32 protein-coding genes and 1 tRNA gene are annotated in these 25,363 nt (G+C 63.7%); 25 read left to right on the forward strand and 8 right to left on the reverse strand.

What is annotated here, in order from left to right:
* Positions 1-133: 133 nt before the first annotated feature.
* On the reverse strand, positions 134-946 hold the full coding sequence (locus tag HWN72_RS13185) for a hypothetical protein (protein ID WP_008832757.1): 813 nt from the start codon (positions 944-946) through the stop codon (positions 134-136).
* Positions 947-1,029: 83 nt separating this feature from the next.
* On the opposite strand from HWN72_RS13185, the gene lipB reads away from it, so the two are divergent.
* The 3 genes from lipB (at position 1,030) to HWN72_RS13200 (ending at position 2,874) form a co-directional block, all read left to right on the forward strand.
* Positions 1,030-1,710, forward strand: a complete 681-nt coding sequence (gene lipB, locus HWN72_RS13190) for a lipoyl(octanoyl) transferase LipB (protein ID WP_008832758.1) — start codon at positions 1,030-1,032, stop codon at positions 1,708-1,710.
* The gene (locus tag HWN72_RS13195; protein WP_008832759.1) at positions 1,711-2,037 is read left to right on the forward strand and encodes a hypothetical protein; all 327 of its coding nucleotides are present in this window, start codon (positions 1,711-1,713) and stop codon (positions 2,035-2,037) included.
* A 189-nt stretch (positions 2,038-2,226) separates the two neighbouring features.
* Complete coding sequence (locus HWN72_RS13200; RefSeq protein WP_008832760.1) at positions 2,227-2,874, forward strand: glutathione S-transferase family protein; 648 nt, start codon at positions 2,227-2,229, stop codon at positions 2,872-2,874.
* Positions 2,875-3,319: 445 nt separating this feature from the next.
* On the opposite strand, the gene HWN72_RS13205 is transcribed toward HWN72_RS13200, so the two are convergent.
* Positions 3,320-4,480 carry a GNAT family N-acetyltransferase gene (locus tag HWN72_RS13205; protein WP_008832761.1) on the reverse strand — a complete coding sequence of 387 codons (1,161 nt, stop codon included), beginning with the start codon at positions 4,478-4,480 and terminating at the stop codon, positions 3,320-3,322.
* A gap of 146 nt (positions 4,481-4,626) precedes the next feature.
* Here HWN72_RS13205 and HWN72_RS13210 point away from each other — a divergent pair, with 146 nt between their 5' ends.
* Positions 4,627-5,721: a fatty acid desaturase gene (locus HWN72_RS13210; RefSeq protein ID WP_008832762.1), complete on the forward strand. Its 1,095-nt coding sequence runs from the start codon at positions 4,627-4,629 to the stop codon at positions 5,719-5,721.
* A 4-nt stretch (positions 5,722-5,725) separates the two neighbouring features.
* Here the strand turns inward: HWN72_RS13210 and lptG are convergent, their stop codons facing one another.
* The 4 genes from lptG to HWN72_RS31075 form a co-directional block, all read right to left on the reverse strand.
* Entirely contained in the window at positions 5,726-6,823 is a 1,098-nt protein-coding gene (lptG, locus tag HWN72_RS13215) for an LPS export ABC transporter permease LptG (RefSeq protein ID WP_008832763.1), read from the reverse strand.
* Between the two features lie 3 nt (positions 6,824-6,826).
* Positions 6,827-8,053 (reverse strand): LPS export ABC transporter permease LptF, encoded by a 1,227-nt coding sequence (gene lptF / locus HWN72_RS13220; protein ID WP_008832764.1) that lies wholly within the window; start codon positions 8,051-8,053, stop codon positions 6,827-6,829.
* A gap of 159 nt (positions 8,054-8,212) precedes the next feature.
* Entirely contained in the window at positions 8,213-8,548 is a 336-nt protein-coding gene (gene clpS, locus HWN72_RS13225) for an ATP-dependent Clp protease adapter ClpS (RefSeq protein WP_036526453.1), read from the reverse strand.
* A gap of 181 nt (positions 8,549-8,729) precedes the next feature.
* Positions 8,730-9,167 (reverse strand): phasin family protein, encoded by a 438-nt coding sequence (locus tag HWN72_RS31075; protein WP_236727362.1) that lies wholly within the window; start codon positions 9,165-9,167, stop codon positions 8,730-8,732.
* On the opposite strand from HWN72_RS31075, the gene HWN72_RS31080 reads away from it, so the two are divergent.
* Positions 9,160-9,774 (forward strand): hypothetical protein, encoded by a 615-nt coding sequence (locus HWN72_RS31080; RefSeq protein ID WP_231957945.1) that lies wholly within the window; start codon positions 9,160-9,162, stop codon positions 9,772-9,774. The genes HWN72_RS31075 and HWN72_RS31080 overlap by 8 nt on opposite strands.
* A 258-nt stretch (positions 9,775-10,032) precedes the next feature.
* Here HWN72_RS31080 and HWN72_RS13235 read toward each other — a convergent pair whose 3' ends face one another.
* Positions 10,033-11,892, reverse strand: coding sequence for an alpha/beta hydrolase (locus tag HWN72_RS13235; protein ID WP_008832767.1), 1,860 nt, complete (start codon positions 11,890-11,892; stop codon positions 10,033-10,035).
* 191 nt (positions 11,893-12,083) lie between these two features.
* Here HWN72_RS13235 and HWN72_RS13240 point away from each other — a divergent pair, with 191 nt between their 5' ends.
* Complete coding sequence (locus HWN72_RS13240) at positions 12,084-13,283, forward strand: LL-diaminopimelate aminotransferase (RefSeq protein WP_008832768.1); 1,200 nt, start codon at positions 12,084-12,086, stop codon at positions 13,281-13,283.
* A 291-nt stretch (positions 13,284-13,574) separates the two neighbouring features.
* The gene (locus tag HWN72_RS13245) at positions 13,575-14,162 is read left to right on the forward strand and encodes a winged helix-turn-helix domain-containing protein (protein ID WP_008832769.1); all 588 of its coding nucleotides are present in this window, start codon (positions 13,575-13,577) and stop codon (positions 14,160-14,162) included.
* Positions 14,163-14,176: 14 nt separating this feature from the next.
* On the opposite strand, the gene HWN72_RS13250 is transcribed toward HWN72_RS13245, so the two are convergent.
* Positions 14,177-14,707, reverse strand: coding sequence for a molybdenum cofactor guanylyltransferase (locus HWN72_RS13250; protein ID WP_008832770.1), 531 nt, complete (start codon positions 14,705-14,707; stop codon positions 14,177-14,179).
* A 181-nt stretch (positions 14,708-14,888) separates the two neighbouring features.
* Here HWN72_RS13250 and HWN72_RS13255 point away from each other — a divergent pair.
* From HWN72_RS13255 to HWN72_RS13340, 18 genes are all read left to right on the forward strand, one after another.
* A tRNA-Cys gene (locus HWN72_RS13255) sits at positions 14,889-14,962 on the forward strand.
* Between the two features lie 408 nt (positions 14,963-15,370).
* Entirely contained in the window at positions 15,371-17,872 is a 2,502-nt protein-coding gene (locus HWN72_RS13260) for a DNA-directed RNA polymerase (protein WP_211150416.1), read from the forward strand.
* A gap of 68 nt (positions 17,873-17,940) precedes the next feature.
* Positions 17,941-18,081 carry a hypothetical protein gene (locus tag HWN72_RS13265; protein ID WP_211150417.1) on the forward strand — a complete coding sequence of 47 codons (141 nt, stop codon included), beginning with the start codon at positions 17,941-17,943 and terminating at the stop codon, positions 18,079-18,081.
* Between the two features lie 47 nt (positions 18,082-18,128).
* Positions 18,129-18,305 carry a hypothetical protein gene (locus HWN72_RS13270; protein WP_211150418.1) on the forward strand — a complete coding sequence of 59 codons (177 nt, stop codon included), beginning with the start codon at positions 18,129-18,131 and terminating at the stop codon, positions 18,303-18,305.
* A gap of 51 nt (positions 18,306-18,356) precedes the next feature.
* Positions 18,357-18,536 (forward strand): hypothetical protein, encoded by a 180-nt coding sequence (locus HWN72_RS13275; RefSeq protein ID WP_211150419.1) that lies wholly within the window; start codon positions 18,357-18,359, stop codon positions 18,534-18,536.
* Complete coding sequence (locus HWN72_RS13280; RefSeq protein ID WP_211150420.1) at positions 18,533-18,787, forward strand: hypothetical protein; 255 nt, start codon at positions 18,533-18,535, stop codon at positions 18,785-18,787. Before HWN72_RS13275 ends, HWN72_RS13280 begins: the two co-directional genes overlap by 4 nt.
* Positions 18,784-19,059 carry a hypothetical protein gene (locus HWN72_RS13285; RefSeq protein WP_211150421.1) on the forward strand — a complete coding sequence of 92 codons (276 nt, stop codon included), beginning with the start codon at positions 18,784-18,786 and terminating at the stop codon, positions 19,057-19,059. The genes HWN72_RS13280 and HWN72_RS13285 overlap by 4 nt, the downstream gene beginning before the upstream one ends.
* The gene (locus HWN72_RS13290) at positions 19,056-19,871 is read left to right on the forward strand and encodes a hypothetical protein (protein ID WP_211150422.1); all 816 of its coding nucleotides are present in this window, start codon (positions 19,056-19,058) and stop codon (positions 19,869-19,871) included. Before HWN72_RS13285 ends, HWN72_RS13290 begins: the two co-directional genes overlap by 4 nt.
* Positions 19,868-20,020: a hypothetical protein gene (locus tag HWN72_RS13295; RefSeq protein WP_211150423.1), complete on the forward strand. Its 153-nt coding sequence runs from the start codon at positions 19,868-19,870 to the stop codon at positions 20,018-20,020. The genes HWN72_RS13290 and HWN72_RS13295 overlap by 4 nt, the downstream gene beginning before the upstream one ends.
* 28 nt (positions 20,021-20,048) lie before the next feature.
* Positions 20,049-20,726 (forward strand): hypothetical protein, encoded by a 678-nt coding sequence (locus tag HWN72_RS13300; protein ID WP_211150424.1) that lies wholly within the window; start codon positions 20,049-20,051, stop codon positions 20,724-20,726.
* Between the two features lie 199 nt (positions 20,727-20,925).
* Positions 20,926-21,294 carry a RusA family crossover junction endodeoxyribonuclease gene (locus HWN72_RS13305; RefSeq protein ID WP_211150425.1) on the forward strand — a complete coding sequence of 123 codons (369 nt, stop codon included), beginning with the start codon at positions 20,926-20,928 and terminating at the stop codon, positions 21,292-21,294.
* A complete protein-coding gene (locus HWN72_RS13310) occupies positions 21,291-21,701 on the forward strand; it encodes an N-acetylmuramoyl-L-alanine amidase (RefSeq protein WP_211150426.1) in 411 nt (136 codons plus the stop codon). The genes HWN72_RS13305 and HWN72_RS13310 overlap by 4 nt, the downstream gene beginning before the upstream one ends.
* Positions 21,702-21,846: 145 nt before the next feature.
* A complete protein-coding gene (locus tag HWN72_RS31990; protein ID WP_353231257.1) occupies positions 21,847-22,101 on the forward strand; it encodes an endonuclease VII domain-containing protein in 255 nt (84 codons plus the stop codon).
* A 10-nt stretch (positions 22,102-22,111) separates the two neighbouring features.
* Complete coding sequence (locus HWN72_RS13320; protein ID WP_211150428.1) at positions 22,112-22,282, forward strand: hypothetical protein; 171 nt, start codon at positions 22,112-22,114, stop codon at positions 22,280-22,282.
* Positions 22,279-22,548, forward strand: coding sequence for a hypothetical protein (locus tag HWN72_RS13325; RefSeq protein ID WP_211150429.1), 270 nt, complete (start codon positions 22,279-22,281; stop codon positions 22,546-22,548). The genes HWN72_RS13320 and HWN72_RS13325 overlap by 4 nt, the downstream gene beginning before the upstream one ends.
* Positions 22,541-24,196 carry a toprim domain-containing protein gene (locus tag HWN72_RS13330; RefSeq protein ID WP_211150430.1) on the forward strand — a complete coding sequence of 552 codons (1,656 nt, stop codon included), beginning with the start codon at positions 22,541-22,543 and terminating at the stop codon, positions 24,194-24,196. Before HWN72_RS13325 ends, HWN72_RS13330 begins: the two co-directional genes overlap by 8 nt.
* Entirely contained in the window at positions 24,183-24,764 is a 582-nt protein-coding gene (locus HWN72_RS13335) for a dATP/dGTP diphosphohydrolase domain-containing protein (RefSeq protein WP_211150431.1), read from the forward strand. Before HWN72_RS13330 ends, HWN72_RS13335 begins: the two co-directional genes overlap by 14 nt.
* 26 nt (positions 24,765-24,790) lie before the next feature.
* On the forward strand, positions 24,791-25,342 hold the full coding sequence (locus tag HWN72_RS13340) for a hypothetical protein (protein WP_211150432.1): 552 nt from the start codon (positions 24,791-24,793) through the stop codon (positions 25,340-25,342).
* The last annotated feature ends 21 nt before the right edge of the window (positions 25,343-25,363 follow it).

Below are 25,363 nucleotides of genomic sequence, written 5' to 3' on the forward strand. Positions count from 1 at the left end.
GAAAATCCTCCCTGTCGCGAAGCGATGGGGAGGGGGACCGCCGACGCAGTCGGTGGTGGAGGGGAGAAGCCCCCTCCGTCAGCCCTGACGGGCTGCCACCTCCCCATCGCTGCGCGACAGGGAGGATAAGGCGTTACCCGAAGAGGTCCGCCTGCGCTTCCGCCGAAGGCCCCGCCAGCTGGCGATGCACCTGCGCGATCACCGCCACGAAATACACCGCCATTACCGTCGCCAGCACCGCCTCCACCGCCGCCGCGACGAAGCGTGCGACTTCGGCCGGAGCGAGCAGCGTGATCGGTATTGTCAGAACGTTGCCGAAGATCAGCAGCACGATCATGGCCGCCGCGAGCAGCGCGTAGAAGCCCAGCAGCCGCGCGGTATTGCCCTTGGTCAGCTTCCACGAGCGCACCAGTGCCGCGACCGGGTTGAACACGTTCTCCACCGCGATCACCGGCGCCGCCACCGACAGGCGCACGCCCATGACGATGGCGAAGAGCAGCACGATGGCCAGCCCGATCACCCCGCCGACGACGCCTCCGACGACGCCCAGCAGCCCCGCAACCACGAGCGCGATCAGCGCCAGCGCCATGCCGGTGAGGATCTGCGCGAGCAGATAAGGCACCACGCCCTTCAGCCCGTCGCGGATCGCACCGCCCACGGTCGGTCGCCGATCGCTGTCGAGCAGGCACAGGAGCGAAAGCGAGCCCAGCGCCTGGAACAGCGCCATCGGGATCAGCACCGGCGCGACCGAGAGATAGTAGGTGCGCAGCATGGTCATCATCTGCGTCTCGTTCATTCCCGCGCCGGTCTCAGGCGGCGGGAAAAAGATCGAGAACATCAGCTGCGGCAGGAGAAAGAACACCCCGGCCAGCGCCAGCACGACCTCGCGGTTGGCGGAAACGGCCTGGGACGCCTGGCTCCAGGCCCGGCTGCTGTCGAACTTCATCAAGGGTTCCATGATCTCGCCATAGACGCCGGTTGGCGCGTTTGCACTTGATAACCGCATGGAATGACGCCACGCAACGCGGCATGACTTCGCTACCCGGTGATATCGAACTGCGCATCTCCGCCGATCCGGTGCCCTACCGCGAGGCGCTGGAGGAGATGACCGCCCGCAACGCAGCCATCGCCGCCGGAGAGGCGCGCGAACTGGTCTGGCTGTTGGAGCATCCGCCGGTCTACACCGCCGGCACCAGCGCCGCCGTCGCCGAACTGCTCGACCCTCGCTTCGAGGTGGTCGAGGCCGGACGCGGCGGGCGCTATACCTACCACGGCCCCGGCCAGCGCATCGGCTATGTGCTGCTCGACCTCAAGAAGCGCGCCCGCGACGCGCGCGGCTTCGTCCACGGCCTCGAAGGCTGGGTTATCGAGACCTTGCGCGATTTCGGCGTCGAGACCTTCCGCTCCGAAGGTCGCATCGGCATCTGGACCACCGACGTCGATGGGCGCGAGGCGAAGATCGGCGCGATCGGCGTTCGCATCCGCAAGTGGGTGACGATGCACGGCTTCTCGGTGAACGTCGCGCCCGACCTTTCGCATTTCACCGGCATCGTGCCTTGCGGCATCGAGGAATTCGGCGTCACCAGCCTCAAGCGACTCGGCAAGGACGTGAACCTCGCCGCCTTCGACGCCGCGCTGATCGCACGCGCCCCGGCTTTCCTCGCCTCACTGGAAAGCCCCTGCCCGCCTTCCGCACCGGAGACCGCGTAAATGAAGTCCGCGCACCTGATCCTGCCCGTTGCCCTGACGGCGCTGGCGCTCGGCGGCTGCAGCAAGAAGGCGGACGACCAGCCCAAGGCGGCGGCGGGCGGCGAATTGCTGCCGCGCTCGGTCAGCGATGACATGCTGCCTTACGATACGGTGAAGTCGCAGGCCTCGCTTGTCGACCCGAACGCCGGGCTCGGCCTTCCGCGCGCGGGCGGCCCTGCGGTTCCGCCATCGGAAGTGGCGGATGATGTGGTCGAGGGCGACGAGCCCGCGACGGTGATCGAAGCCCCGCCGCCTCCGGCACCTTCCGCGACGCCGACGCAGCCTTAGGCAAAATCCTCCCTGTTGCGAAGCAATGGGGAGGTGGCAGCCCGCAGGGCTGACGGAGGGTTTCTACCCCCTCCACCACTCGCTCCGCGAGCGGTCCCCCTCCCCATCGCTTCGCGACGGGGAGGATGCCCCCCTTGCGCCCCAATCCCCATCAGGCGCATCATCGCTCCCAAACCGGAGCCACCCGCGATGCTGCCCACCCTCACCGTCTTCGAAACCTCGCCCGACCGCGGCCGCGGCCTTGCGCGGGACATGCCGGTTCGCTGGGCGCTGGAGGAAGTGGCACAGCCTTACACCGTACGCCTCGTCTCGTTCACGGCGATGAAGGAGGCCGCACACCGCGCCCGCAACCCTTTCGGCCAGATCCCGACGTATGAGGAAGGCGGCCTCGTGCTGTTCGAATCGGGCGCCATCGTGCTGCACCTCGCGCAGAGCCATACCGGGCTGCTGCCGGAGAACCCGGAAGCTCACACCCGCGCGGTCACATGGATGTTCGCCGCGCTCTCCACGCTGGAGCCGCCGATCGTCGAACGCTCGATGGCCGCCCTGTTCGAGAGCGACAAGCCCTGGCACGAGGAGCGCCTGACCATGCTCGACGCCCGTGTGCGCACCCGCCTGGGCGACTTCGCCGCGCGGCTGGGCGATACGGAATGGCTGGACGGCGCCTTCAGCGCGGGCGACCTGATGACGATCTCTGTACTGCGCCGCCTCGCAAGCTCGGGGCTGCTGGAGGACTTCCCAACGATCCGCGCCTACGTCGCACGCGGCGAGGCCCGCCCCGCCTTCCAGCGGGCTTTCGCCGCGCAACTGGCGGTGTTCGAACAGGCCGGGCGGTAAGCGATCGAATCCGCAGCTCTGAGCAGTATAGACAATGGATCGCCCCTCCCTTCGTCATTACAAGCGCAGCGAAGCAATCCAGTGCGGTTTGCGCGGCCCTGGATTGCTTCGCTGCGCTCGCAATGACGATTCAAGGTGAAGCTCGAAACCGTTTTCCTACAGCGTCAGCACGGCGGTATTCTCGCCCGATGCGCCCCCTGCCCCGCCTTCTCCGTGCACGATGTCCAGCCGGTTCATCGCGCAAGGTTACACTTTTCACGCACAAGGTGACACTTTCCGCGCGCAAAGTGACACATGGCGCCCCAAGGTGACACTCTCCCATGGAAAGGTGTCACCTTGTGACAGGCGCCTCGGCCAGAAAACCCCGGAAATCCGCCACTCACCCTCGCAAGCAGCGGCCTGGCAGATCCCCCTGGACCGTGTAAACCGTGTAAACCTCCGGCGCTCAGAGCGCCTTGTCGTAGATCACGTATTCGCGGTTGACGGTGCTGTCGATGGCGTCGGCGATAGCGACCATGCCCTGGTTGTCCTCGAGAACCCAGCCGATCTCACCGCGCTTGGCCCCGAATTTGGCGACGGCGGCGCGGCGGATGTACTCGATCATCATGAAGGCCAACTGGCTGGCGAGCCGCGAGGACTGCAGCTTCTTGCGCACGCCCATCAGCGGCACGCGCATGTCGGCGGGCCGGGGCTTACGCAACCAAAGGAGCAGCTTGAGCAAGCCGAGGATGGACGGCTTGCCGGTGCGCTTGTTGACCTTCATCTGGATACCGTTGAGGTCCGGCAGCGTCATCATGAACGCCACCGGCTCGCCCTCGTACTCGGCGATCATGATCAGTTCGGGATGCACCAGCGGCTTCAGCGCCTTTCCGGTATACTCGATTTCCTTGTCGGTGAAGGGCACAAAGCCCCAGTTGTCCGACCAGGCATCGTTCAGGATCTCGCAGATGATCGCGGCTTCGCGGTCGAAATGCTTCAGCTCTACGCCGCGCACGTTGATCTTGGCGTTCTTCTCGCCGGACGAGACGATGCGCTGGATCAGCGGCGGGAACTGCTTGGTGACGTCGAGTTCGTAGGTCTTCAGCGTCTTGACGGCGGTGTAGCCCTGGCTCTCGATCCAGCCCTGATAAGCGGCGTTGTGGTGCGCCATCATGACCATCGGCGCATGATCGTGGCCCACCGTCTGGATGCCGGGCTCTTCCCAGACCGACAGGTTCATGGGCGCCAGCACACGGATCATACCCTGCTCGCGCAGCCACTGCTCGGCCTGGGCGATGAGCGCGTGGGCGACTTCGGCGTCCTCCGCCTCGATCGCGCCCCAGTTGCCGGTGCCCGGCCCCATCCCCTGCTCAAGCGGCTGTTTCAGCGCCTGTTCATCGATATGCGCCGATATGCGGCCGACGATCTGGCCGTCCCGCTTCGCCAGGAAAAGCTGGACGCGGGCATGCTCGAAGAACGGGTTCTTGCCCGCTGTGAACTTAGAGATTTCCTCCGAGCGCAGATTCGGCACCCAGTTTTGATCTGACGCATTGAGTCGATAAGCGAGATCGACAAAAGCGGCGATGTCGGCCTTGCTGGAGATCGGAGTGATGACTAGTTCGGCCACGATGCTGCCTTTGTTCTGGCGTAACGGAATATGAGCGCGACGTGCTGCCGATGGCGGCAGGTTGTCAAGTCGGACCGCACGGCGAATTGCGGTGGAGCGCGGACCGGGCGGCCTTATGCCCGGAAACACTTTGGAAATCTTGCACGATGAATGCCCAGAATGCGATCGACCTGCCCCCCGCCGATGCGCGTAATTCCGCGCAGGGATCGACGTGGCACTCGCAGATGCCCGACGACAAGGCCATGCTGCGCGCCGCCGTCGAACTGACGCGCGACATCGCGGCGGCCCGCCCCGGCATCTACTGGCCGGACATGCTGGGCAGCGCCGCGCTCGGCTATGCGGCGTTGGCGGGGGCGATTCTGGCAGGCAATCCGGTGGTCGCGGTGCTGCTGGGCGTGGTCGCATCGCTGGCGCTCTACCGCGCGCTGCTGTTCATCCATGAACTGACGCACATCCACAAGGACGCCCTGCCCGGCTTCCGCTTCGGCTGGAACCTGCTGGTCGGCGTGCCAATGCTGATCCCCTCGTTCATGTACGAGGGCGTGCATACCCAGCACCACGCCCGCACCCGCTACGGCACGGTCGAGGACCCGGAATACCTGCCGCTGGCGCTGATGAAGCCGTGGAGCCTGCCGGTCTTCGCGCTCACCGCGATACTGCTGCCGCCCGCGCTGCTGATCCGCTCGGCGGTGCTCGTGCCGCTGGGCGCAATCGTGCCGCCGCTACGTACGCTGGTGTGGGAACGTGTCTCGGCGCTCGCCATCAACCCGCAGTACAAGCGCCGCAAGCCGGAGGGCGACTTCGCCCGCATGGTGTTCTGGCAGGAACTCACCTGCTCGGTCTGGGCGATCGGCCTCGTCGCCGCGAGCTTTGCCTGGGGCTGGAGGCCGCTTCTGATCGCGCTGTGCGTCGTCTCGTTCACCGCACTGCTCAACCAGGTCCGCACCCTTGTCGCCCACCTTTGGGAGAACGACGGCGAAGCGATGACCGTCACCGCGCAGTATCTCGATTCGGTGAACGTGCCGCCGCCCGGCTTCGTCGCGGCGATGTGGGCTCCGGTGGGTCTGCGCTATCATGCGCTGCACCATCTGCTGCCTTCGATGCCCTACCACTCGCTGGCAGAGGCGCACCGCCGCCTGACCGCTCATCTGGAAGAGGGTTCGACTTACGGCAAGGCCAGCTATCCCGGCCTTGCCCCGCTGCTCGGAAGGTTGGCGCGCAGCACGATGAAGGTCAGGTAACCCTTTACTCCTCGGTACGGATCAACACAGTCTCGCCGATGAGCGCGAACAGCAGGAAAGGCGCCCAGGCCGCAATCAGCGGCGGATAGCCGCCGAAATTGCCCATCGCCAATGCCGCGTTGTCGAACACGAAGTAGGCAAATCCCAGCGCCATGCCGGTCACCGCGCGAATCAGCAGTGCGCCGGAGCGGGCAAGACCGAACGCCGCGACCGCCCCGAGCAGCGGCATCAGCGCCGAGGACAGCGGCCCCGACAGCTTGTGCCACCACGCGGCATCAAGCTCGCTGGTCCGCTGCCCAGCCTCGCGCACAGCCTGGATCGAGCCGGTAAGCGTGAAGATATCCTCCGCATCGGCATCGACCTTGGAGATGAAGATCTTGGCCGGCGTGATGCCCGGCGCAACGGTGGCCGCGACCAGCTTTGTCGTCGTCGTATCGGAAACCTGGAACTTCGTCGGCTTGTCGAGCTTCCAGCCGGGATTCGCGTAAGTCGCAGTGCCGGCGCGCATCATCTCGACGATCATGTCGTTAGCGTCGCGGCGATAGTAGGTGACGCCGTGCAGCATCATGGCATTGCCCTCGCCGGAGAGCGACTGCGCCAGCAGCAGGTCGCTGCCTTCGGCAAGATAGAGGTTCGCCTTGGGGCTCGCGTTCTTCGGGATCGGCCCGTAGTCCACCGCCTGCCAGGAATCGAGCGTCCGCGCCGCGCGGGTGACGACACGCTCGTTGAAAGCGAAACTGAAGCCGGAGATCACCAGCGCGGTCAGAATCAGCGGCGCCAGCACCTGATGCGCCGACAGCCCCGCCGCCTTCATCGAGATGACCTCGCTGTTCTGGTTCAGGGTCGCCAGCGTGATGATCGTGGCGAGCAGCACCGAATAGGGGAGGAACCGCGCCACCAGTTGCGGCACGCGCAGAGAGACATAATAGAGCAACTGCATCTGCCCGTTGCCCTTGTAGGCTAGGATATCGCCGCTCTCGCCCAACAGATCGAGAACCTGCAGCACCAGCACCAGCATGATAAGCACGGCGACGATGCGCGTCAGGAACAGCCGTGCAAGATAGAGTGTCAGGGTGCGCGACGGGAAGAATTCGAGGTTCATGGATCAGCTCTGGTCCGCTGGCGTCGGCAGGATAGGCCCGCGCCGGTTACGACGCAGCAGCGACTTCAGGCGCTTGACCACCTTGTCGGACGCGGTCTCGAGCCAGCCGATCGCCTGACCGCCCGGTATGTAGGCCACACGCCAGTACATCCAGACGATGATCGCCGCAAAGCCGAAGAACGGCCCCCACAGCCCGATGATGGGGTTCATCTTGCCCAGCGAGGCGACGTCGTTCGCGTACTGATTGACCTTGTGGTAGGCCACGACCATCACGATCGACACGAACAGACCCAGCGCCGACGTGGAGCGCTTGGGCGGGATCGCCAACGCAACGCCAAGCAGCGGCAACAGCAGCATCATCACGACTTCGACCATGCGGTAGTTGAAATTCGCCTGACTGGATACGCGCTCGTCGCTTGGCGCATTCTTGTCCCAGCCGAGCTTCAGAAGTTCGGGCAGAAGGTATTCACGCTCCTGCCCGCCGCGCTGGCGGAACTTCTCGATTGCGGGAAGCTCGATCGGCAGGTCGTGGCGCGTGAAGGTCAGGACGCGCGACGGCTGCCCGGGCTCGTCCTGAATGATCTGGCCCTGCTCGAGTCGGAAGATGATCGTGTCGGGATTGTCCTTGAGCGCAAGAAAACGCCCCTCCCGCGCGGAGATCGAGAGCACCTGGCCCTTGTCGTTCGAAAGGCGCGCGAAGATGCCCATGAGCTTGCGCCCATCGTCACGGCTTTCGTCGATGCGCAGGGCGATGCGGTCTTTGAGGGCGGTAAACTCGCCAACCTTGATCGAGGCCCCGAGCGCGCCGGACTTGAGCTCGTAATTCAGCTCTTCGTAGTAATAGCGGGACAGCGGCTGAAGATAGCCGACGATCGCGAAATTGGCGATCACCAGCGCGATCGTGATCATGTAGGGCACGCGCAGCATGCGGGTATAGCTGAGCCCCACCGCGCGCATGACATCGAGTTCGCTGCTGGTCGCCAGCTTGCGGAAGGCAAGCAGGATGCCGAGCATCAGCCCAAGCGGGATCGCAAGGCTGGCGTATTCGGGCAGCATGTTCGCCAGCATCTTGAAGACGACGCCGATCGGCCCGCCTTCGGTCGCGACGAAGTCGAAAAGCCGGAGCATCTTGTCGAGCACGAGCAGCGATGCGGCGAGCAGGAATATGCCCAGCATCGGCATTAGCACGAGGCGCAGGATGTAGCGGTCTAGGGCGCTGATGAACTTCACTTAGGCGTCGTCACTCAACCGTTCTCCCCCGCCCTTAACGGCTCACGCCAGGAGGGCAAAGCGATTTGTCGCTGGCGATCCGACATCTTCCTGAAAGTGTCGGGTGAGCCGTTGAACGTCGCTGGAGCGGCAAGGTTTCCGGCTGGAGAAAGAATGCGCTCAGGCCTTTTCCAGCGTGCATTGTAGTGGGTGCTGGTTCTGACGGGCAAAATCCATCACCTGGTTTACCTTCGTCTCGGCAATCTCGTATGGGAAGATGCCACAGACGCCTACGCCCTTCTGATGGACATGCAGCATGACGCGCGTGGCCTGCTCGAGGTCCATATGGAAGAAGCGCTTGAGGACCAGCACCACGAATTCCATCGGGGTGTAGTCGTCATTGAGCATCAGTACCTTGAACTGGCTCGGCTTCTTCGGCTTAGCACGGGTCTTGGTGGCTATGCCGACCTGATGGTCGTCGCCAGTACCGTGATCGGTGTCGCCATCGTCCGCCATCACAACCGGAAGCGGCGCGAACGGAAAGGGCGACAGGTCAGAATCGGCGATCGGGGGAATCATGGTGCCCAGAATATCGTACCGAGGCGTCCGATAACAAGATGCCCCGGCCTATATTCTCGGTTCAGCGGCTCAATCGGCCGGATAACTGCGTCATCCGACCGGTCGAACCTGCCTTAGATCAGAACGGAGCAGCCGAGCGCGCCTTCTCGACGGCGATGCTCACGCGGCCCGAGATCGGTGCGAACGTGTCGCTCATCAGCTTGAGCATCGCTTCGCTGTTCTTCGAGCTGTAGGCAACAGCCGTGTCGAAGTTCTTGCGAACGAGATCGCTCTGCAGCTTGAAGAAGTCGGTCGGCGACTTTGCGGCAGCGAGTTCCTTGATGTCACCCGACATCTTCTCGAACGCGGCGCGGCTCTCCGAGACGAGTTCCGAACCCATGGCCTGCACGCCCTCGGCGTAGATCTTGCCCGATTCGACGGCGGCCTCGACGTTGCCCTTGGCGAAGTCGCTGACTTCGCCCAGCACGCTGGTGCTCTTCTCGAAAGCAGCCTTGGCCTTGGCCTGAGCTTCGGTGATGGCGTCCTGGAATCCGGTGAAGTTAGCGCTCATGTCCATTGTCGTTTCCTCGAGCATGAAATTGGAGAACAGTCCTGCGAAGACGGGCTTGCCCGAAACGGGCTTCGGTGCGGTCTTTGGTGCCGCCGTTGGAGTGGCCGCCTTCGGAACCGGAACGGCAGCAACCGTTTCCTTCACGTCCTTGGCAACCTTGATGGCCGGCTTGGCCGTAGCGACTTTTGCCGGAACAACTGGTAAGACCGGCTTCGGCTTCGCGAGTGCGACCGGGGCGGTCTTAATCTTGGGCTTCGGCGCTGCAACCTTCGCTGCCGGAGCCTTTGAAGCGGGAGCCTTGATCGGAGCCGCTTCGGCGACCGGCACCTTAGCGGGAGCCGAAGCCACCTTTGCCGCAACCGGCTTGGGGACCTCAACTTTCGCGGGCGCTTCCACCTTTACCGGTGCAGGCACCTCAGGCTTTGCCACCTTCGGCACGACAGCGGCTACTGCAGGCTTTGAAACTTCCGCCTTCGGCTTTTCCGGCACCGCAGCTTCCGGCGCCTTGACCTGGGCAGCCGGCTTGGCTTCCACGGGCTTGGGTGTCGTTACCGGAGCGATATTGCTCTTCGGGTCTTCATTGTCGGCCATCTGTGCATCCAGCCTTATTTGAAAACTTCGAGTAGGAGCCGGGCGTCACCCCGGGCAATTCATGCGAAACACGAGTCGCATCAACCTTTGCTGCGTTGCAAAATAGGTTTTTGCAGACGCGAAGTCAACACTTCTATGCTGCGATGCACAATTTATGCTGCACCGCACAAATTCGCCTTGCTTTTCAGGTCCACGCAGAGTGTCTGTCGCAGATTACAGCCGTGTGTCAGCACGCCCGCACTCGCAGGTCACGTGATTAAACAGCCGGAATGGACCTTGTTTAGCGTGCGGAGACGTAGCGCCCCGGAGCGTCCTCGACGATTTTGTCACCGCGCCCGCCAGGCTTGCGCCTGCCCCGTGCCGGAACTTCCGCCGGATCGAGATTGCGCAGCCACTCGGCCCAATGCGGCCACCATGACCCGGGATGCTCGGTCGCGCCCTCGACGAAATCGGCCAGCGATTCTGGTGACCCATCGTTGGTCCAGTATTGGTACTTGCCCGTCGAGGGCGGATTGACGACCCCCGCGATGTGACCGGAACCCGCAAGAAGGAACGCCCAGTTCCCGGCCAGATAGCGCGTCAGCTTCCATACGCTCGTCGGCGGGGCGATATGATCCTCTCGCCCGGCCTGGATGTAGCAGGGCGTGGCAATGCGATGGAGGTCGATCGGCACGCCGCAGGCCGATAGCGAATCCGCCACCGCCAGCCGGTTGTCACGATAGAGGTCGCGCAAGTAGTTGCGATGCCAGAGCGCCGGAAGGTTGGTGACATCGCCGTTCCAGTGCAACAGATCGAACGCCGGGTAGTCCTCTCCCTTGAGGTAATTACGCTCGACGTAATTCCAGATGAGGTCGTTACCGCGCAGGATATTGAACGTCGCGGCAAGATAGCGCCCGTCGAGGTAGCCTTCGGGAGACAGACGGCCGACGGTCTCGATCTGCTGGTCGTCGATGAAGTTCTTGAGGTCGCCCGCATCCTCGAAATCGACCTGCGCGGTAAAGAAGGTCGCGCTGGCGATCTTGTCCGCCTCGCCCTTGCGAGCCAGCACGGCGAGCGTGGCCGCCAGCGTCGTGCCGGCGACGCAATAGCCGATCGTGTGCGCCGAAGGCACACCAAGACGGTTGCGCGCAAAGTCCACGGCCTCGATCTGCGCTGCGATATAATCATCCCACAGAAGATCGGCCATCGAGGCGTCGGCCGACTTCCAGGAGACCATGAACACTGTCACGCCCTGCTCGACTGCCCAGCGCACGAAACTCTTCCGCGCATTAAGGTCGAGGATGTAGAAGCGGTTTATCCATGGTGGGAAGATCACCAAGGGAGTCTTCAGGACCTTGTCGGTGGTCGGAGTGTACTGGATGAGCTGGTAGAGCGGGGTTTCGAAGACCACCTTGCCAGGGGTCACAGCGATGTTCTCGCCCAGCACGAAGGCGCCGGGCCGGGTATGCGTCAGTTGCCCCTTACGCATGTCGTCGAGCAGGTTCTCGAACCCGCGCACCAGGCTTTCGCCGCGCGTCTCCGACGCTTTCGCGAGAGCGACCGGGTTTGTCAGCGGAAAGTTGGCGGGGCTCAGGGCATCCACTACGGTCCGGGTGGCGAACAGCAATTGCGCCTTGCGCGCAGGCTCCAGCCCCTCGATCGATTCCGCGAGGCCGGTGACCTGCTCGCTCATGAGCAGATAAAGCTGGTGCAGCATCGCGAAGAACGGCTGGCGGCGCCACTCCGGATCGGAGAAACGATGGTCGCGGCGCGGCAGCTCCGGCTGTTCCCGGATTTCCTCGCCGCGCGGTCCGATGCCATATTGCCCGAACACGGCATTCACCAACGCCAGCCCCTCGTTCCACAGCTTCTGCTGCATCTCGGGATTGGCGAGCGGAAGCTGGCGAAAGACGCCCTCAACCGTGGCGATCCATTTCATGGGGTCGGCGTAGTGCGGAGGCTTGTCTGCCGATGCCTTGTTCAGCTGCTCGACCTGAAACTCAGTCCATATCGAATGCAGCCGGCCGGCCACCTCGGCCCATTGCACCGTCGCTTCGGCTTCAGGAGTGCCCTCCGCCGGGACCATCTGGCCAAACAACGTCGTCAGGCTCTGAACCTGGGACTTCATGACGTCGCTGATGAGGTCGGCGTCGGTAGCCATCGGCAATCGCTCTCCTTGGGATTCGCACGCAGGTTGGCAACCCTGCGGACTCCTGTCGAGCCCCCTTCGCTCGCTTCAGCGTGACATTTCCTGCAATTATCTTTCGCCAGTCCCCATTTGCGCGGCAGCCCGAATCCCTTACAGGGGCCAGGCGGCGATCCTGCCGCCAACGCTACTGGATACCAGAGGTCATGGAAGACGAGTTCTACCGCATCAAGCGACTGCCGCCCTATGTCATCGCCGAAGTGAACGCGATGAGGCACGCAGCCCGCCAGGCCGGTAAGGACATCATCGACCTCGGCATGGGCAACCCCGACCTGCCCCCGCCCCAGCACGTGCTCGACAAGCTGTGCGAGGTGGCGCAGAAGCCCGACGCTCACGGCTATTCGCAGTCCAAGGGCATCCCCGGCCTGCGCCGCGCCCAGGCGAACTACTACGCCAACCGTTTCAACGTGGAACTGGACCCCGAGCGCGAGGTCGTGGTGACCATGGGCTCGAAGGAAGGCCTGGCCAGCCTGGCAACCGCGATCACGACGCCCGGCGACGTGGTGCTGGCGCCCAACCCGAGCTACCCGATCCATACGTTCGGCTTCATCATCGCCGGCGCCACGATCCGCTCGGTTCCGACCACGCCTGACGAGAACTACTGGCGCTCGCTCGACCGCGCGATGGCCTTCACGGTACCGCGGCCCTCGATCCTGATCGTCAACTACCCGTCGAACCCGACAGCCGAAACCGTGGACCTCGCGTTCTACGAGCGCCTCGTCGCCTGGGCCAAGGAGAACAAGGTCTGGATTCTGTCCGACCTTGCCTATTCGGAACTCTATTACGACGGCAACCCGACCCGCTCGATCCTCGAGGTGCCGGGCGCCAAGGACGTCGCGGTGGAATTCACCTCGATGAGCAAGACCTACTCGATGGCAGGCTGGCGCATCGGTTTTGCGGTGGGCAACCAGAAGCTGATCTCTGCGCTGACCCGCGTGAAGTCCTACCTCGACTACGGCGCCTTCACGCCGATCCAGGCCGCTGCTTGTGCCGCGCTGAACGGCCCGCAGGACATCGTCCAGCGCAACCGCGACCTCTACCAGAAGCGCCGCGACGTCATGGTCGAGGCATTCGGCCGAGCCGGATGGGACATTCCCGCACCAAAGGCCTCGATGTTCGCCTGGGCGCCCCTGCCACCGGCCCTCAAGGACATGGGCAGCCTGGAATTCTCGAAGCAGCTCCTGACCCACGCCGAAGTCGCCGTCGCTCCGGGCGTCGGCTACGGTGAAGACGGAGAAGGCTTCGTCAGAATCGCCATGGTGGAAAACGAACAACGCCTTCGACAAGCCGCGCGCAACGTGAAGCGTTACCTCAGCTCGATGGGGGTTAATACCCCTTCATCCTGAGCGCCTGTAACGGCAAAAATTCAGGATTTCTGCGGAATATCGAAGTTAACGCACGCGTAGTCCTGTAATAATATACGTGTTGTAACAGAGGGTAAAATTACGCCATCTCGCCCCTCGCATTGGAATACTGAGCTATTTGGGGGGCAGATGGCTAACCTTCTTTCACGGCGAGAATCGCCGTATCATTTTCGATGGCTCGGGTCTGACAGAATCCCGATCGACTTCGATCTCAGGGTTTGCGGCTGGACACTCGACTTTGGTGGAGAGCCCTCCAGCGACAGCATGGGGGTCATGCACGCAGGTCATCTCGATCCTGCCGGATGGGAAAGGCTGCTGGCCGTCCGCAACGACGTACGCCGTTTCGTGCTGGTGATCGGCCCCGCATCCGCAAGTGAGCGCGCTGAACTTTTGCAAGCCGGCTTCGGCGAAGCCGTGCCCGATACTGTCGATCCCAGCGAGTTCGAGGCCCGTGCCTGCAGGTTGGCCGAACTGACACGCTGGCTACCCCGCCACCGTCGCCTCGGCGATCTGGAACTCGATCTGCTGGCCCGCGAGGCTTATGGGCAGGGCAAGTCCCTCAACCTCAACCCCCGCGAATTCGCACTTATCTGGCGCTTGGCGGACACGCCCGGAGAGCCGGTGAGCAAGCAGGACCTGATTCAGGACGTCTGGCGGATGGGCTTTGTACCCGAAACCAACAGCATTGCCGTTCACATGTCCCGCCTGCGCCGCAAGCTGGGCTTCGTAGGCATGGCGGGCATCATCGCCACAGCCTCGGCAGGCGGCTATTGCCTGAGATCAACTGCCGAGGACGAGGCGCGGACGACGTTCGTCCCGAACGGCGGACCATATTCCCATCCGCAACAGGCTGTCGCCTGAAACACGAACCTCGATCAGGACAAGGGGCTGTCGGCGATCCGGGCGAGGTCATCGGGCGTATTGATATTGGCGATCGGCGTATCGATCTCGACGAGACGCGCGCCGATCATTTCCGCGAACCGGCGCATAGAATGACGCTCCGTGCTCTCCAGCAAGGTTTCAAGTTGCGGGGCGGCCGACGCAGGCCACAAGCCGATGACCGGCTGCATGGCAAGGCAGGCCGGCGCTCGCCCCAACAGCAAGGGCAAATCATCCGGTAGCGGCCCTGCATCGACGCCGCAACTCAACACAGCCTCGTAACCCTCGTCCAGGGCATGATGCAAGGCAGCCGCCAGCCCGCCAAGCGGCCCCATCCCAGCGCGCGGCCAGTCGGGGAGCGTCGGGGCGGGTGCGGTCTCGCGCCCGGTGACGACAACATGTTCGCACCAGCCCGACAGCGTATCGACCGCCAGCGAAATCAGCGTGCGCCCTTGGATTTCGGCCAGCGCCTTGTCGCTGCCGAAGCGGCTCGACAGCCCACCTGCAAGCACTGCTCCAAGAATCATGCCAAAACCCCTTCATGCAAGGAAACGGCTATTACAGCGCTCCGTCCGCGCTTTCGGCAAGGGAAGAAGCGCACGAAACGGGTATCGAGAGCGATGAGGCACAAACAAAATCCGGCCACTTGCGCGAATCCCGTTGCACTCCCAGCGATCGGTTGCTAGGCGCGCATTCCTCCACACGGATGGCCCGATGGCGGAGTGGTGACGCAGAGGACTGCAAATCCTTGCACGCCGGTTCGATTCCGGCTCGGGCCTCCATACAACCCTCGGAAATCTCAGGAAAACCAGCCCTTCGGGGCATCGTGCCGGGTGTCACATCCTGTAGAGGGGGTGCGCCTGTCACGTTCGGCACGATACTTCCACTAGATTGATGATCGTGCCAAAAGAGCTATTAGCACTCACCCTTGGGGGGAAGATATAGGGAAGGAGTAACCTAAGGATTACCTAAGGAGGACCTTAGGACATCCTCAAGTGAGCCCTAGGTCGACACCCTAGGAGCACCCCTCCTCCTATCCCCACTCAATTACCCCTCACCATTGGCGGAGGAACACTCCCGCCCTTCAGCACTACCTGCAGCCCATCCTGAGGACGATCCTCGGGCTGCTTTCGTGCGCCCTCAGGAGACGCATTCGGCGCTCCCTAATCCCTGACCCGGAAGGACCATCTATGAACGAAGATTTCCGTGCCCGTCTCCGTCGCCAGCTCGACCTGGAGGACGAGAGCCGAGCCCTTGGTGCCAAGCGCTACGCGAGTCGCGAGCTGCCTTGGAAGTTCGAGGCCGGCACGGCCGAGGAGGAAGCCAACCTGCCTCCAGGCAAGAAGCTGTTGAAGGCTGCTGTCATCCCGACCGCGGAAGCCATCAAAGCGTTCATCGACGGTGCCTGCTCCGGCAAGGCTGGTCGTCGCCACTCCGCTGCCGACCTGCTCCTGCTGGTCGAGCCGGAGGAGGCCGCCTACATCACCTGCCGTGTCCTCGTGAACTGTGCGGTCGCCAAGGTGCAGCTCCAGCGCGGCGCCGTGATGGTGGCCGAGGCTCTCGACGAGCACCTGTCGATGGAGTCCTTCCGCGACATCAACAAGAAGGGCTACAAGGGCTTCCTGAAGCAGCAGGAGCAGCGCGGCTACAGCCGGCAGCGCAAGTCGGCCGTGAAAAAGCTCCTCACCGAGGAGGGAGCGCTGGTAGATAGTTCCACTAGCGAGAAGGTCACGAAGGGGAACAAGCTGATTGAGCTGGCGATCGAGGCCACTGGTCTCTGGACGCTGGAGCGCGTGAGCCGTTCGCGCGGGTGGGCCTACACGGTGCAGGCAAGCGAAACCCTGCAGGGCTGGCTGGACAAGCAACACGCACGTTGCTCCATGCTCGACCCCATCCACATGCCGATGATCGTCCGCCCCCGCCGCTGGAGGTCGCCCACATACGGCGGCTACCTGACGCCCCGCCCGGGCAACCGCCTCATCAAGCAGCGCAACAAGGTCTATCACGAGGAACTGCGCAACATCGACCTCACGGAGGTCTTCGACGCGGTGAACCACATTCAGGACACCCCGTGGCAGATCAACAGCCGCATCCTCGACCTGATGACCGAGGTTTGGGATGGCGGAGGCAATCTTGGTGGTCTCCCTCCTCGCGAAGACGAGCCCCTGCCGGCGCGCCCGGAGGACATCGACTACAACGAGGAGGCCAAGACCGCATGGAAGCGGGAGGCCGCGTCAGTCTACGCCCGCAATGCTGACCTGGTCTCCGCCCGAGTCGCGGTGCAACAGGGGCTATGGGTTGGCCGCCGGTTCACCGACGAGCCCGAGCTGTATTACCCCCACGAAATGGACTTCCGGGGCCGCATCTACCCGATCCCGACCTTCGGCCCCTCGCCGCAAGGTTCGGACTGGCAGAAGGCTCTCCTCCAGTTCGCCCACGGGAAGCCTCTCGGGGACGAAGGGCGGCGCTGGCTCTACATCCATATCTCCAACCTGTTCGGCGTCGACAAGGTGCCGTTCGAGGAGCGTGTGGAGTGGACCCTCGCCCACGCCCGGGAGCTGATCGACAGTGCCATGAACCCGCTCGACGGGGAGCGCTTCTGGACCACTGCGGACAGCCCGTGGTGCGCCCTAGCAGCGTGCTTTGAGTTCGTCGGCGCGCTCGACCAGGGCGAGGACTTCGTGTCCTGCCTGCCGATTGCCCTCGACGGCTCCTGCTCTGGCCTGCAGCACTTCTCAGCGATGCTGCGGGACGCCGATGGCGGGGCTGCCGTAAACCTGATGCCCGCTGAGCGTCCGCAGGACGTCTATGGCCGGGTAAAGGACCGTGCGCAGGAAGTTGCCGACACCACGCCGACCTACACCTACGTCATCAAGACCAAGGACGAGAGCGGCGAGGAGCAGGAACAGTGCTTCACGGTCGACAACCCTTGGATCGGCGGGAAGATCACCCGTGCCATCGCGAAGCGTCCGACAATGACCTACTGCTACTCGGCCACCCGTTTCGGGATGCAGGGGATGATCCTTGAGACCCTTCGGGGGATCGATAAGGAGCTGACGGCCAAGGGCGAAGGCCCATACCTCGGCGGTGCGGACAATTACCAAGCCGCTAACTGGCTGTCGCACGTCCTCTATCGGGCGATCGGCGACACGGTGAAGGCCGCCGAAGCAGCAATGGACTGGCTCCGCACCGCTGCTTCGGTAGCATCGGAGGAAGACCTACCGCTGTGGTGGACGACCCCGATGGGGCTTCCGATCCTGCAGGAGTACAAGAGGCAGAAGGGCCAGCGGATCGAGGTCCATTGGGCCGGTCAGCGGGTGCAGCTCATGGTCAACGTGGACACGGAGGGTCTCGACAAGCGCGCGCAGTCCAACGGGGTTGCCCCGAACTTCGTCCATAGCCTCGACGCAGCACACCTTCAGGCGGTCGCACTGCGCTGCCGCCGGGAAGGTATTCGTCACCTTGCGATGATCCACGACAGCTTCGGCACTCATGCCGCAGACACCGACCGGATCGCTGCCATCCTCCGTGAGACCTTCGTTGAGCAGTACACGCCCGACGTCCTGCGCCGGCTCTACGACGAACTCGTGGACCAGCTCGGGGAGGACCTTGCGGCCAAGCTGCCGGAGCCCCCGGCGATGGGCACTCTGGACCTCGCTCAGGTCCTCGAAGCCCCTTTCACTTTCGCATAATAGTTCCACTAGATAGAATATCTCAATTGCCCCTCACCATTGGTGAAGTGAACACCCGGAGACAACCCATGACCAATTCCAATGAGACCCTTCAGCAGCGCTTGGCCCGCCAGATGGCGGAGAACCATCCGGGCTGCGCAGTCCGCGTCGGCAGTGCTTCGGCCCCGGCGCAGGGCGAAGGCTGGGGCGGCACCCGCTCCGAGCGCTGATGCGCTGTCGAGCCCTTCTCAAGGGAGGACCCGCAGACGGACAGAAGATGGCTTGGAGCGGTGGCGAATACATTCGCGTGGCCGGAGCGCCAAAGCCCCCTCCTGTAACCCGCAAGCCTCCCGCCGACCTCGCCACCAAGATCAGCATCGTGACCCACGACTACCGTTTCGAGCGGGAGATCGGTCGCGGCTGGTGCCTGTTCAGGTGGGTCGCCCCCGCCTGACGCCGATTACCCCTCACCATTGGTGAAGTGAACCAATCTCAGGAGAACCCCATGAATTTCAACCGCACCCACTACCGTCGCTCGGACGGCCTCCGGGCTCAGTTGCTCGGTCGCCGCGAGGGCCGTGTGGTCTACCGCATCCAGCTCCAGCAGGGCCGCAACACGATGGTATCGACGGTGGCCGCCAGCGAGGCTCACTTCGACGCCAAGTTCACTGAGGTGGCCGCATGAGCATTGCTCGCCAGATGCGCCGCCGCCGGGGCCTGACCGGCACCAAGCAGTTCTCGAAGCTCCAACCCGACGGCTCGATCCTGACGCTCCACCCGACGAAGGGCTGGCGCCGGACCTCGGCCGCCCGAGTGGCACTGCGGATCGATCAGGCCAAGCAGCAGGTCGCGTTTCAGGCTGCGGTGCAGGCGGTCCTTGAGGGGTCGTTCGGCTCCGTCGATACCCCGCTGATCGAGGTCGCTGTCACGGCATGAGCCCCGCAGCGACCCGCGACCGGACCCTCCTGGCCTCCGACGTCGCCTCCCTGAAGGTCCCCGCGTTCCTTGTGATCGACGCCCTTCAGCACTCTCCCAAGGACGTCCAGCTCCGCGCACTGGCACTGACCTTGGCCGCCCTGTGCCGGCCCCTCGGCCTCGACCCGCATGAGCTGGTCACCCGGGCCAACCGGCAGCTCGTCCACGCAGACGCAGTCCACAACCCACACATCGAGGCGATCAGTGAGTACGCCTCAGGAGAACTCGCATGACCAAGGCAATCGACATCAAGAAGCCGGTGCAGCTCGACGACGGCACCGTAGCGACCTTCATCCGCGAAGTCGCTGACCCGTACCCGACGACGTCCAAGCGCCCCACAGGGCTGTTCAAGGTCGAAGGTAGCTTCACCAACGAATACGACTCCGGCATCTCCGAGTGGAACTACTATCTCGATACGGGTGAGTGGGTCGGCAGCTATGGCACCGAGAAGCGCCTCCAGAACGTCCCCGAAGTCGCCCCGAAGATCGACTGGACGAAGCCGATCGAATACGTGGATGGCACCCCGGCGTTCGTAGCGATCGAGCAGAAGTACGCACGTCAGAACGACCTCGTTTCTGTTTCGCCGCGCGGAGTGAAGGAGTCCGCTTACAGCGGCAACCATTATGACGACGCAGGGAACCACGCCTACGGGAACTTCATGGCGATCCGCAACGTGGCCGAAGCCGCCCCCGTACTCGACTTCACGAAGCCCCTGAGCACCCGCGACGGACGCCCCGTCTCCCTGCTGACGACCGAAGGTCGCGGCTCGTACTCCGTCCTCGGCTACGTCGGTGACAACGACAGCCTCTACGCTTGGACTGCTGCGGGCAAGTATTTGTCCCACACTGCAGCGCCTCTCGACTCCGACCTCGTGAACGTTGAGCCGATCGAGGAACCGGACGTCGTCCACGCATCGATCTACCGCTGCGGGACCGTCAACAAGTGGGACGCCGAGTCTGCGGGCAGGTTCCCCAGCGAGGAAGGGCGCTCGACCGTCAAGATCACCTTCCCGAAGGCTGGCAAGCCGACCGTAGAGGTTCTGTGAACGACTACGAACGTCTCGTCGAAAAGGCGGCCGAGGGCATCCGTGAGAACGGAGTGATCGACCTCGTGACGCAGGCCGAAGCGGCCGACGCCGGTTATGACATCGGCATCCTCACCCGCGACGCCCAAGGTGCCGCTCAGCTCGGCTGATATTTCCACTAGAAGGACACTCCGCCTAATGGCTAACAACTTCCCCAAGCGCGTCACCCCCAAGGGTGTCGCCATCTACCCCCGCCTCAACACGCCGGACGACAAGTTCAACAAGGCCGGCCAGTACAAGGTCAAGCTCGCCATCGACGGTGATGACGAGGGCCTGGTGAAGCTCCGTGAGGAGGTCGAGGCACTCATCGACACCAAGTACGATGAGGTCATTGCCGAGATCACCGAGAACCTCACGAAGCAGGGCAAGAAGGGTCTCATCAAGAAGACCACCGAAGCCGTCTCGAAGGTCTCGCCGTTCTCCGCCGAGGAAGATGACGAGACCGGAGAAGAGACCGGCCGCGTCCTCATCAACGCTAAGATGACCGCCTCGGGCACCGGCAAGAAGGGTCCGTGGACCCGCAAGCCGGCGATCTTCTCGGCCACCGGCAAGAAGCTGGCGAACCCGCCAATGATCGGCAGCGGCTCGACCCTGAAGCTCAACGTCGAGCTGTTCCCGTACTTCGCGGCGAACGACAAGACCGTGGGCGTGAGCTTCCGTCTCGAAGCGGTGCAGGTCATCACGATCGTCTCGGGCGGTGCCCGCGATGCCGCCGGCTACGGCTTCGGCGCCGAGGAAGGCGACGACATCGACGACATGGACGTGGGCAACGACGCCCCGTTCAACACCGACGATGACGGAGACGACGGCCTGTGATCGTCGGTGCCCTGTGGGGGTTCGCGGCATGGTTCGGGATCATTATGATGGCTACGGTCCTTGTCGTCGCGAAAGGTATGCCGAGCCCCCGGATTACCGGCACGGGTCTTGTTAAAGCTGCCGGATTCGCCCTCGTTGGCGCGTTGATCGGGCACTACCTCTGACGCAGGCAGGCTCCTTCGTCCTCCCCCTCGACCCCATGCCAACCCCCCGCCCCCGAGCCCGCTGTATTGCGGTGCCCGGGAAGCGGCCCATGGCGTCCTTCTATTCCCCCAAGGAGTACAAGGATTGGCAGAAGCAGGCAGCCAGCCTGCTCTCCAAGGTCGAGGCCCCCGCGGCTCCTTTCGAGGGGCCGTTGGAGGTCGAGGTGCTGATCTTCGCGGAACGCCCGAAGACCACCAAGCTCCCCCACCCCAAGCCCGACATCGACAACTACGTGAAGGCCGTCCTCGACGCCATCACGGTCGACGGCCGGTTCTGGTCGGATGACACGCAGGTCGCCCACCTCGTCGCCACGAAGAGTTGGCACGAGAGCGGTCAGATCGAGGTCCGCATCCGACCCCTGTGAAGTACCTCCCGCTTACCCGCATCGATCTTCTCGTTGTCCATGCCTCCGGCGCGACTGACGGGGACATCGGTGCGGCCGAGCTTCGCCGCCGTCACCGTTCGCGGGGCTGGCGTCATATCGGCTACCATTTTGTCGTCCGGCGTGACGGCTCTCTCGAAGAGGGCCGACCCACCAACATGCCGGGCGGCCACGAGAACCGCGTCAACCGCCGATCCCTCGGCGTCTGCCTCGTCGGAGGCGGCAACGACGCGACCCCTGCGCAGCTCACCACCCTCGCCACACTCGCGACGGACCTGAAGACCTGGCTCCCGGAGCTTGAGGTCGTCGGTCACCGCGACGTTCCCGGCGTGAGGACATCATGCCCCGGCTTCTCAGTTCGAGACTGGTGGGATGGCCTCAGTCACTAAGCGATGTCGCAAGTGCGACACAGTGAAGGATTCGGGTGGCTTCTACCCCGATAAACGCCGCTCAGATGGCTTGGCGTCGTACTGCAAGCAGTGCCACGCAGACTACCATCAACAGGCAGTGAAGTGCCCCACCTACCGGCACCGTATGCGCGAACAGCGTCACCTCCTGAAGTACGGGATGACCTTCGAGCAACGTGCCCTACTCCGCAAACAGCAAGACGCGCGCTGCGCAATTTGTGCTGACCCACTGCAGGGTGGGCGGCGGGAGCACCTCGATCACTGCCACGCCACCGGCCGGGTCCGTGGCCTTCTCTGTTCCGAGTGCAACACTGGCATCGGAAAGTTGAAGGAGGACCCGGCCATCCTGAGGCGAGCGGTGGAATACCTGACACCCACCTAAGGAGAAGACCGTGACCGTCCAAGACAAGCCCCTGATCCGCCGCACCACCGCCATGACTGACGCCTTCGTGAAGGCAGCGCAGGACATCGGTGTCGACCTGACGGGCACCCGCCTGCCGATCAAGCGCGATGCTGCTTGGACGGTCACTCGGCGTGAGAAGAAGACCAAGGGCCGCCGATGAGCGCACCTCAAATCGCCATCAAGCAGGGCGACCGCGTCTCCCTGTGGTGCCGAGTGACCCGACGGCACAAGACTGGAACGATCAACTTCCTTGTCATCAATGGATACTGGAACGGGTCCATCAAAGCTGACGGCACCATCGCGATTGAAGGCGGCCGATACGGCGAAACACAAGGGGAGATTTGCTGGCAAGGCCACGCCCCCTTCGCCGAGAGCCGCTACAACGAGGCGATAGCCTGGATCGAGGAGCAACTCGCCCATGGCTGAGAGCGAGTTGCTCTACAAGACGAACTGCGAAGCCTGCGGTTCGTCTGACGCCAACGGCGTCTACGATGACGGACATACCTTCTGCCACAAGTGCGAAGCCTACGGGAAAGCCGAAGGCGACGAGCAGCAGTCCTCTGGTTCCTCCGGCGGTAAGGCCAAGGACCTCATCCGGGGCACCGTCGAGGCCATCCCGAGCCGCAAGCTGGACGACCGCACCTGCGAGAAGTTCGGCTATCAGGTCGGCGTCCTCAACGGCCGGAAGTGCCACGTCGCTCCCTACTTCGACGACACCGGCCGCATGGTCGCTCAGAAGGTCCGCCTTCCCAACAAGGACTTCACCGTCCTCGGTGACCTGAAGAAAGCCCTGCCGTTCTTCGGACAGCACCTCTGCCGGGATGGCGGCAAGATGATCGTCATCACCGAGGGCGAGATCGACGCCATGTCGGTAACGCAGGCGATGGGCCTTAGCTGGCCTGCCGTGTCCGTTCCGTCCGGAGCCAGCGGCGCCAAGAAGGCGATCGTCAAGGGCCTCCAGTGGCTCTCGAAGTTCGAGAAGATCGTCCTCCTGTTCGACGAAGACGAACCCGGCCGCGAGGCTCTGGAGGAATGCCTTCCGCTCCTGCCGGTCGGCAAGGCGTATGTCGCCGCGCTTCCGCTCAAGGATGCCAACGACATGGTCAAGGCCGGCCGTTCGAAGGAGCTGGTCGATGCCGTGTGGTCCGCCCGACAGTGGACTCCCGACATCCTCAACGAACTCGACGAGACAGCGATCGACGAGGCTTGCGAGGCTCCCGCGTGGGGCCTGCCGTGGCCTTGGCGCACGATGACGAAGGCTACCTATGGCGTCCAGCGCGGCGCCATTTATGGGTGGGGTGCAGGCACCGGCTCAGGAAAGACGACGCTGTTGAAGCAGGTTGTTCTCTGTGCCATGCGGCCGGACCTTGGAGAGGACCATTCGGACCTCATGCCGATGCCGCCACCCCGCCCCGTGGCGACGATCCTGTACGAGGAGCCGAAGAAGCGGACGCTTCAGACGCTCGGCGGCATGATCCTCCATAAGCGTGTCCACGTCCCCGGCACGGTTTACGACAAGGGAGAATTGAAGACTGCCATCCAGTCCTTCAGCGACCTCCTGTTCTCGGTGTCCCTCAAGGGGGCTCGGAATTGGGAGACCGTCAAGTCGACCCTCCGCTATCTCGCGGTCGCCCACGGCATCAAGGACTTCGTCATCGATCCGATGACCGCCTTGACCGCCACGGAGGAGGACGAACGCCGAGCCCTCGACGGCATCATGGCCGAGCTGGCCGAGCTGGCCGAGGAACTGGACATCACGATCCACATCATCTGCCACCTCGCGACCCCCGACGGGACCAGCCACGAGGACGGCGGGAGGGTGCAGGAGAAGCACTTCCGTGGCTCCCGCGCTATCGCCTTCTGGTCTCACTACCTCGTGGGCCTGGAGCGCAACAAGCAGGACGCCTCGTGCCCAACTGTGGTGCGCGGGCTGAAGGACCGCCTGACGGGTGATGCCGTCGGCCCCTTCATCGCCCTTCGATACGACAAAGACACCGGCCTGATGTTCGAGACCGAGCTGCCTGACAGCGACGGCAAGGCCCCGTTCAAGGATGAAACCGATGACGAACTCTAAGACGCCCGGGTGGGGCTGCGGTCATGACTGCCGTGACCTTGAGTGCACCGGCTGCAAGGTGCTCGACTGGGGATTGGCCGCCGTGAACCCGGCACCCTGCGACTGTCCTCCGGCCGGCTGCAAGAGCATGAGTGAGCCCACGCTTCCGGCCAACTGCCGGTTCGCCCCGGGCACCACTCAGGTTCTCTACGACACGCTGCCGCCGGAGCGCGCCAGCCCCGAGCGCCCGTCCCTGCCTGATGATGCCGGCGCGCGGCTTGAGTTCCCCATGGCAGACGGCCTGTTGGACTACTTCCCGAACGCATTGGCGGAGGTCTCGCGCCTCTCCCACGCCGCCACCAAACAGCACCACCCGGGCCAACCCATGCATTGGGACCGAGGGAAGTCGCTGGATCACCGCAACAAGATCATGCGACACCTCGTCGACACCGGCAAGCTGGACGACAAGGGCATGAGACATTCAGCGATGGTCGCATGGCGAGCCCTCGCACTGTTGCAGGAGGAACTGGAGCAGGACCTCGGGTTGCCCCCGAGCCGCGCATCCAAGGGCGCTCGCTTCTTCGACTAACACTTCCACAAGACGGAGCTTCGCTCATGCTGAACATACCTTCCGCTTGGGCGGAGACCCTCGCGCATGTCCGCAAGGTCTTCCCCGGCGCAATGCTTGCCGGTGGCTGCCTGCGTGACCTCGACAACGGCCGGCCGATCAAGGACGTCGACATCTTCGCGCCGAACTGCTCGGCCTCCTTCGACGACAACTACGAACTGGTCCGGCAGCACCTCCTGCCGTCGCCCAACATGCTCCACAACTCGCTCGGTCAGTACGGCGAATGGGCCACGAAGGAGTGCGTGGGTGTCTTCGACATCCTCGCCCCGACCCTCGACTACCAGCTCATCTGCCTGAGCACCGGCCCCGAGACGATCACCGGCCGGATGGACTTCGGGCTGTGCCGTATCTCCCACGACGGAACCGACGTGTTCCGCTCGGAGGAGTACTTGGCCGACCAGCAGCAACAGCGGTTCACCCTGCTTCGCTGCGAGGACGACAAGCAGCTCGACCGCAGCCGGCGGCGCTGGGAACGCTTCACGAAGAAGTACCCGGGCTGGCCCCTGCACCCGGCCGGTGACCTCCCCCTTTTCCTTTGAACTTCCACTAGACGGAGAACG

Origin of the sequence: Novosphingobium sp. HR1a (assembly GCF_015594425.1) — a bacterium.
Lineage (GTDB): Bacteria > Pseudomonadota > Alphaproteobacteria > Sphingomonadales > Sphingomonadaceae > Novosphingobium > Novosphingobium resinovorum_A.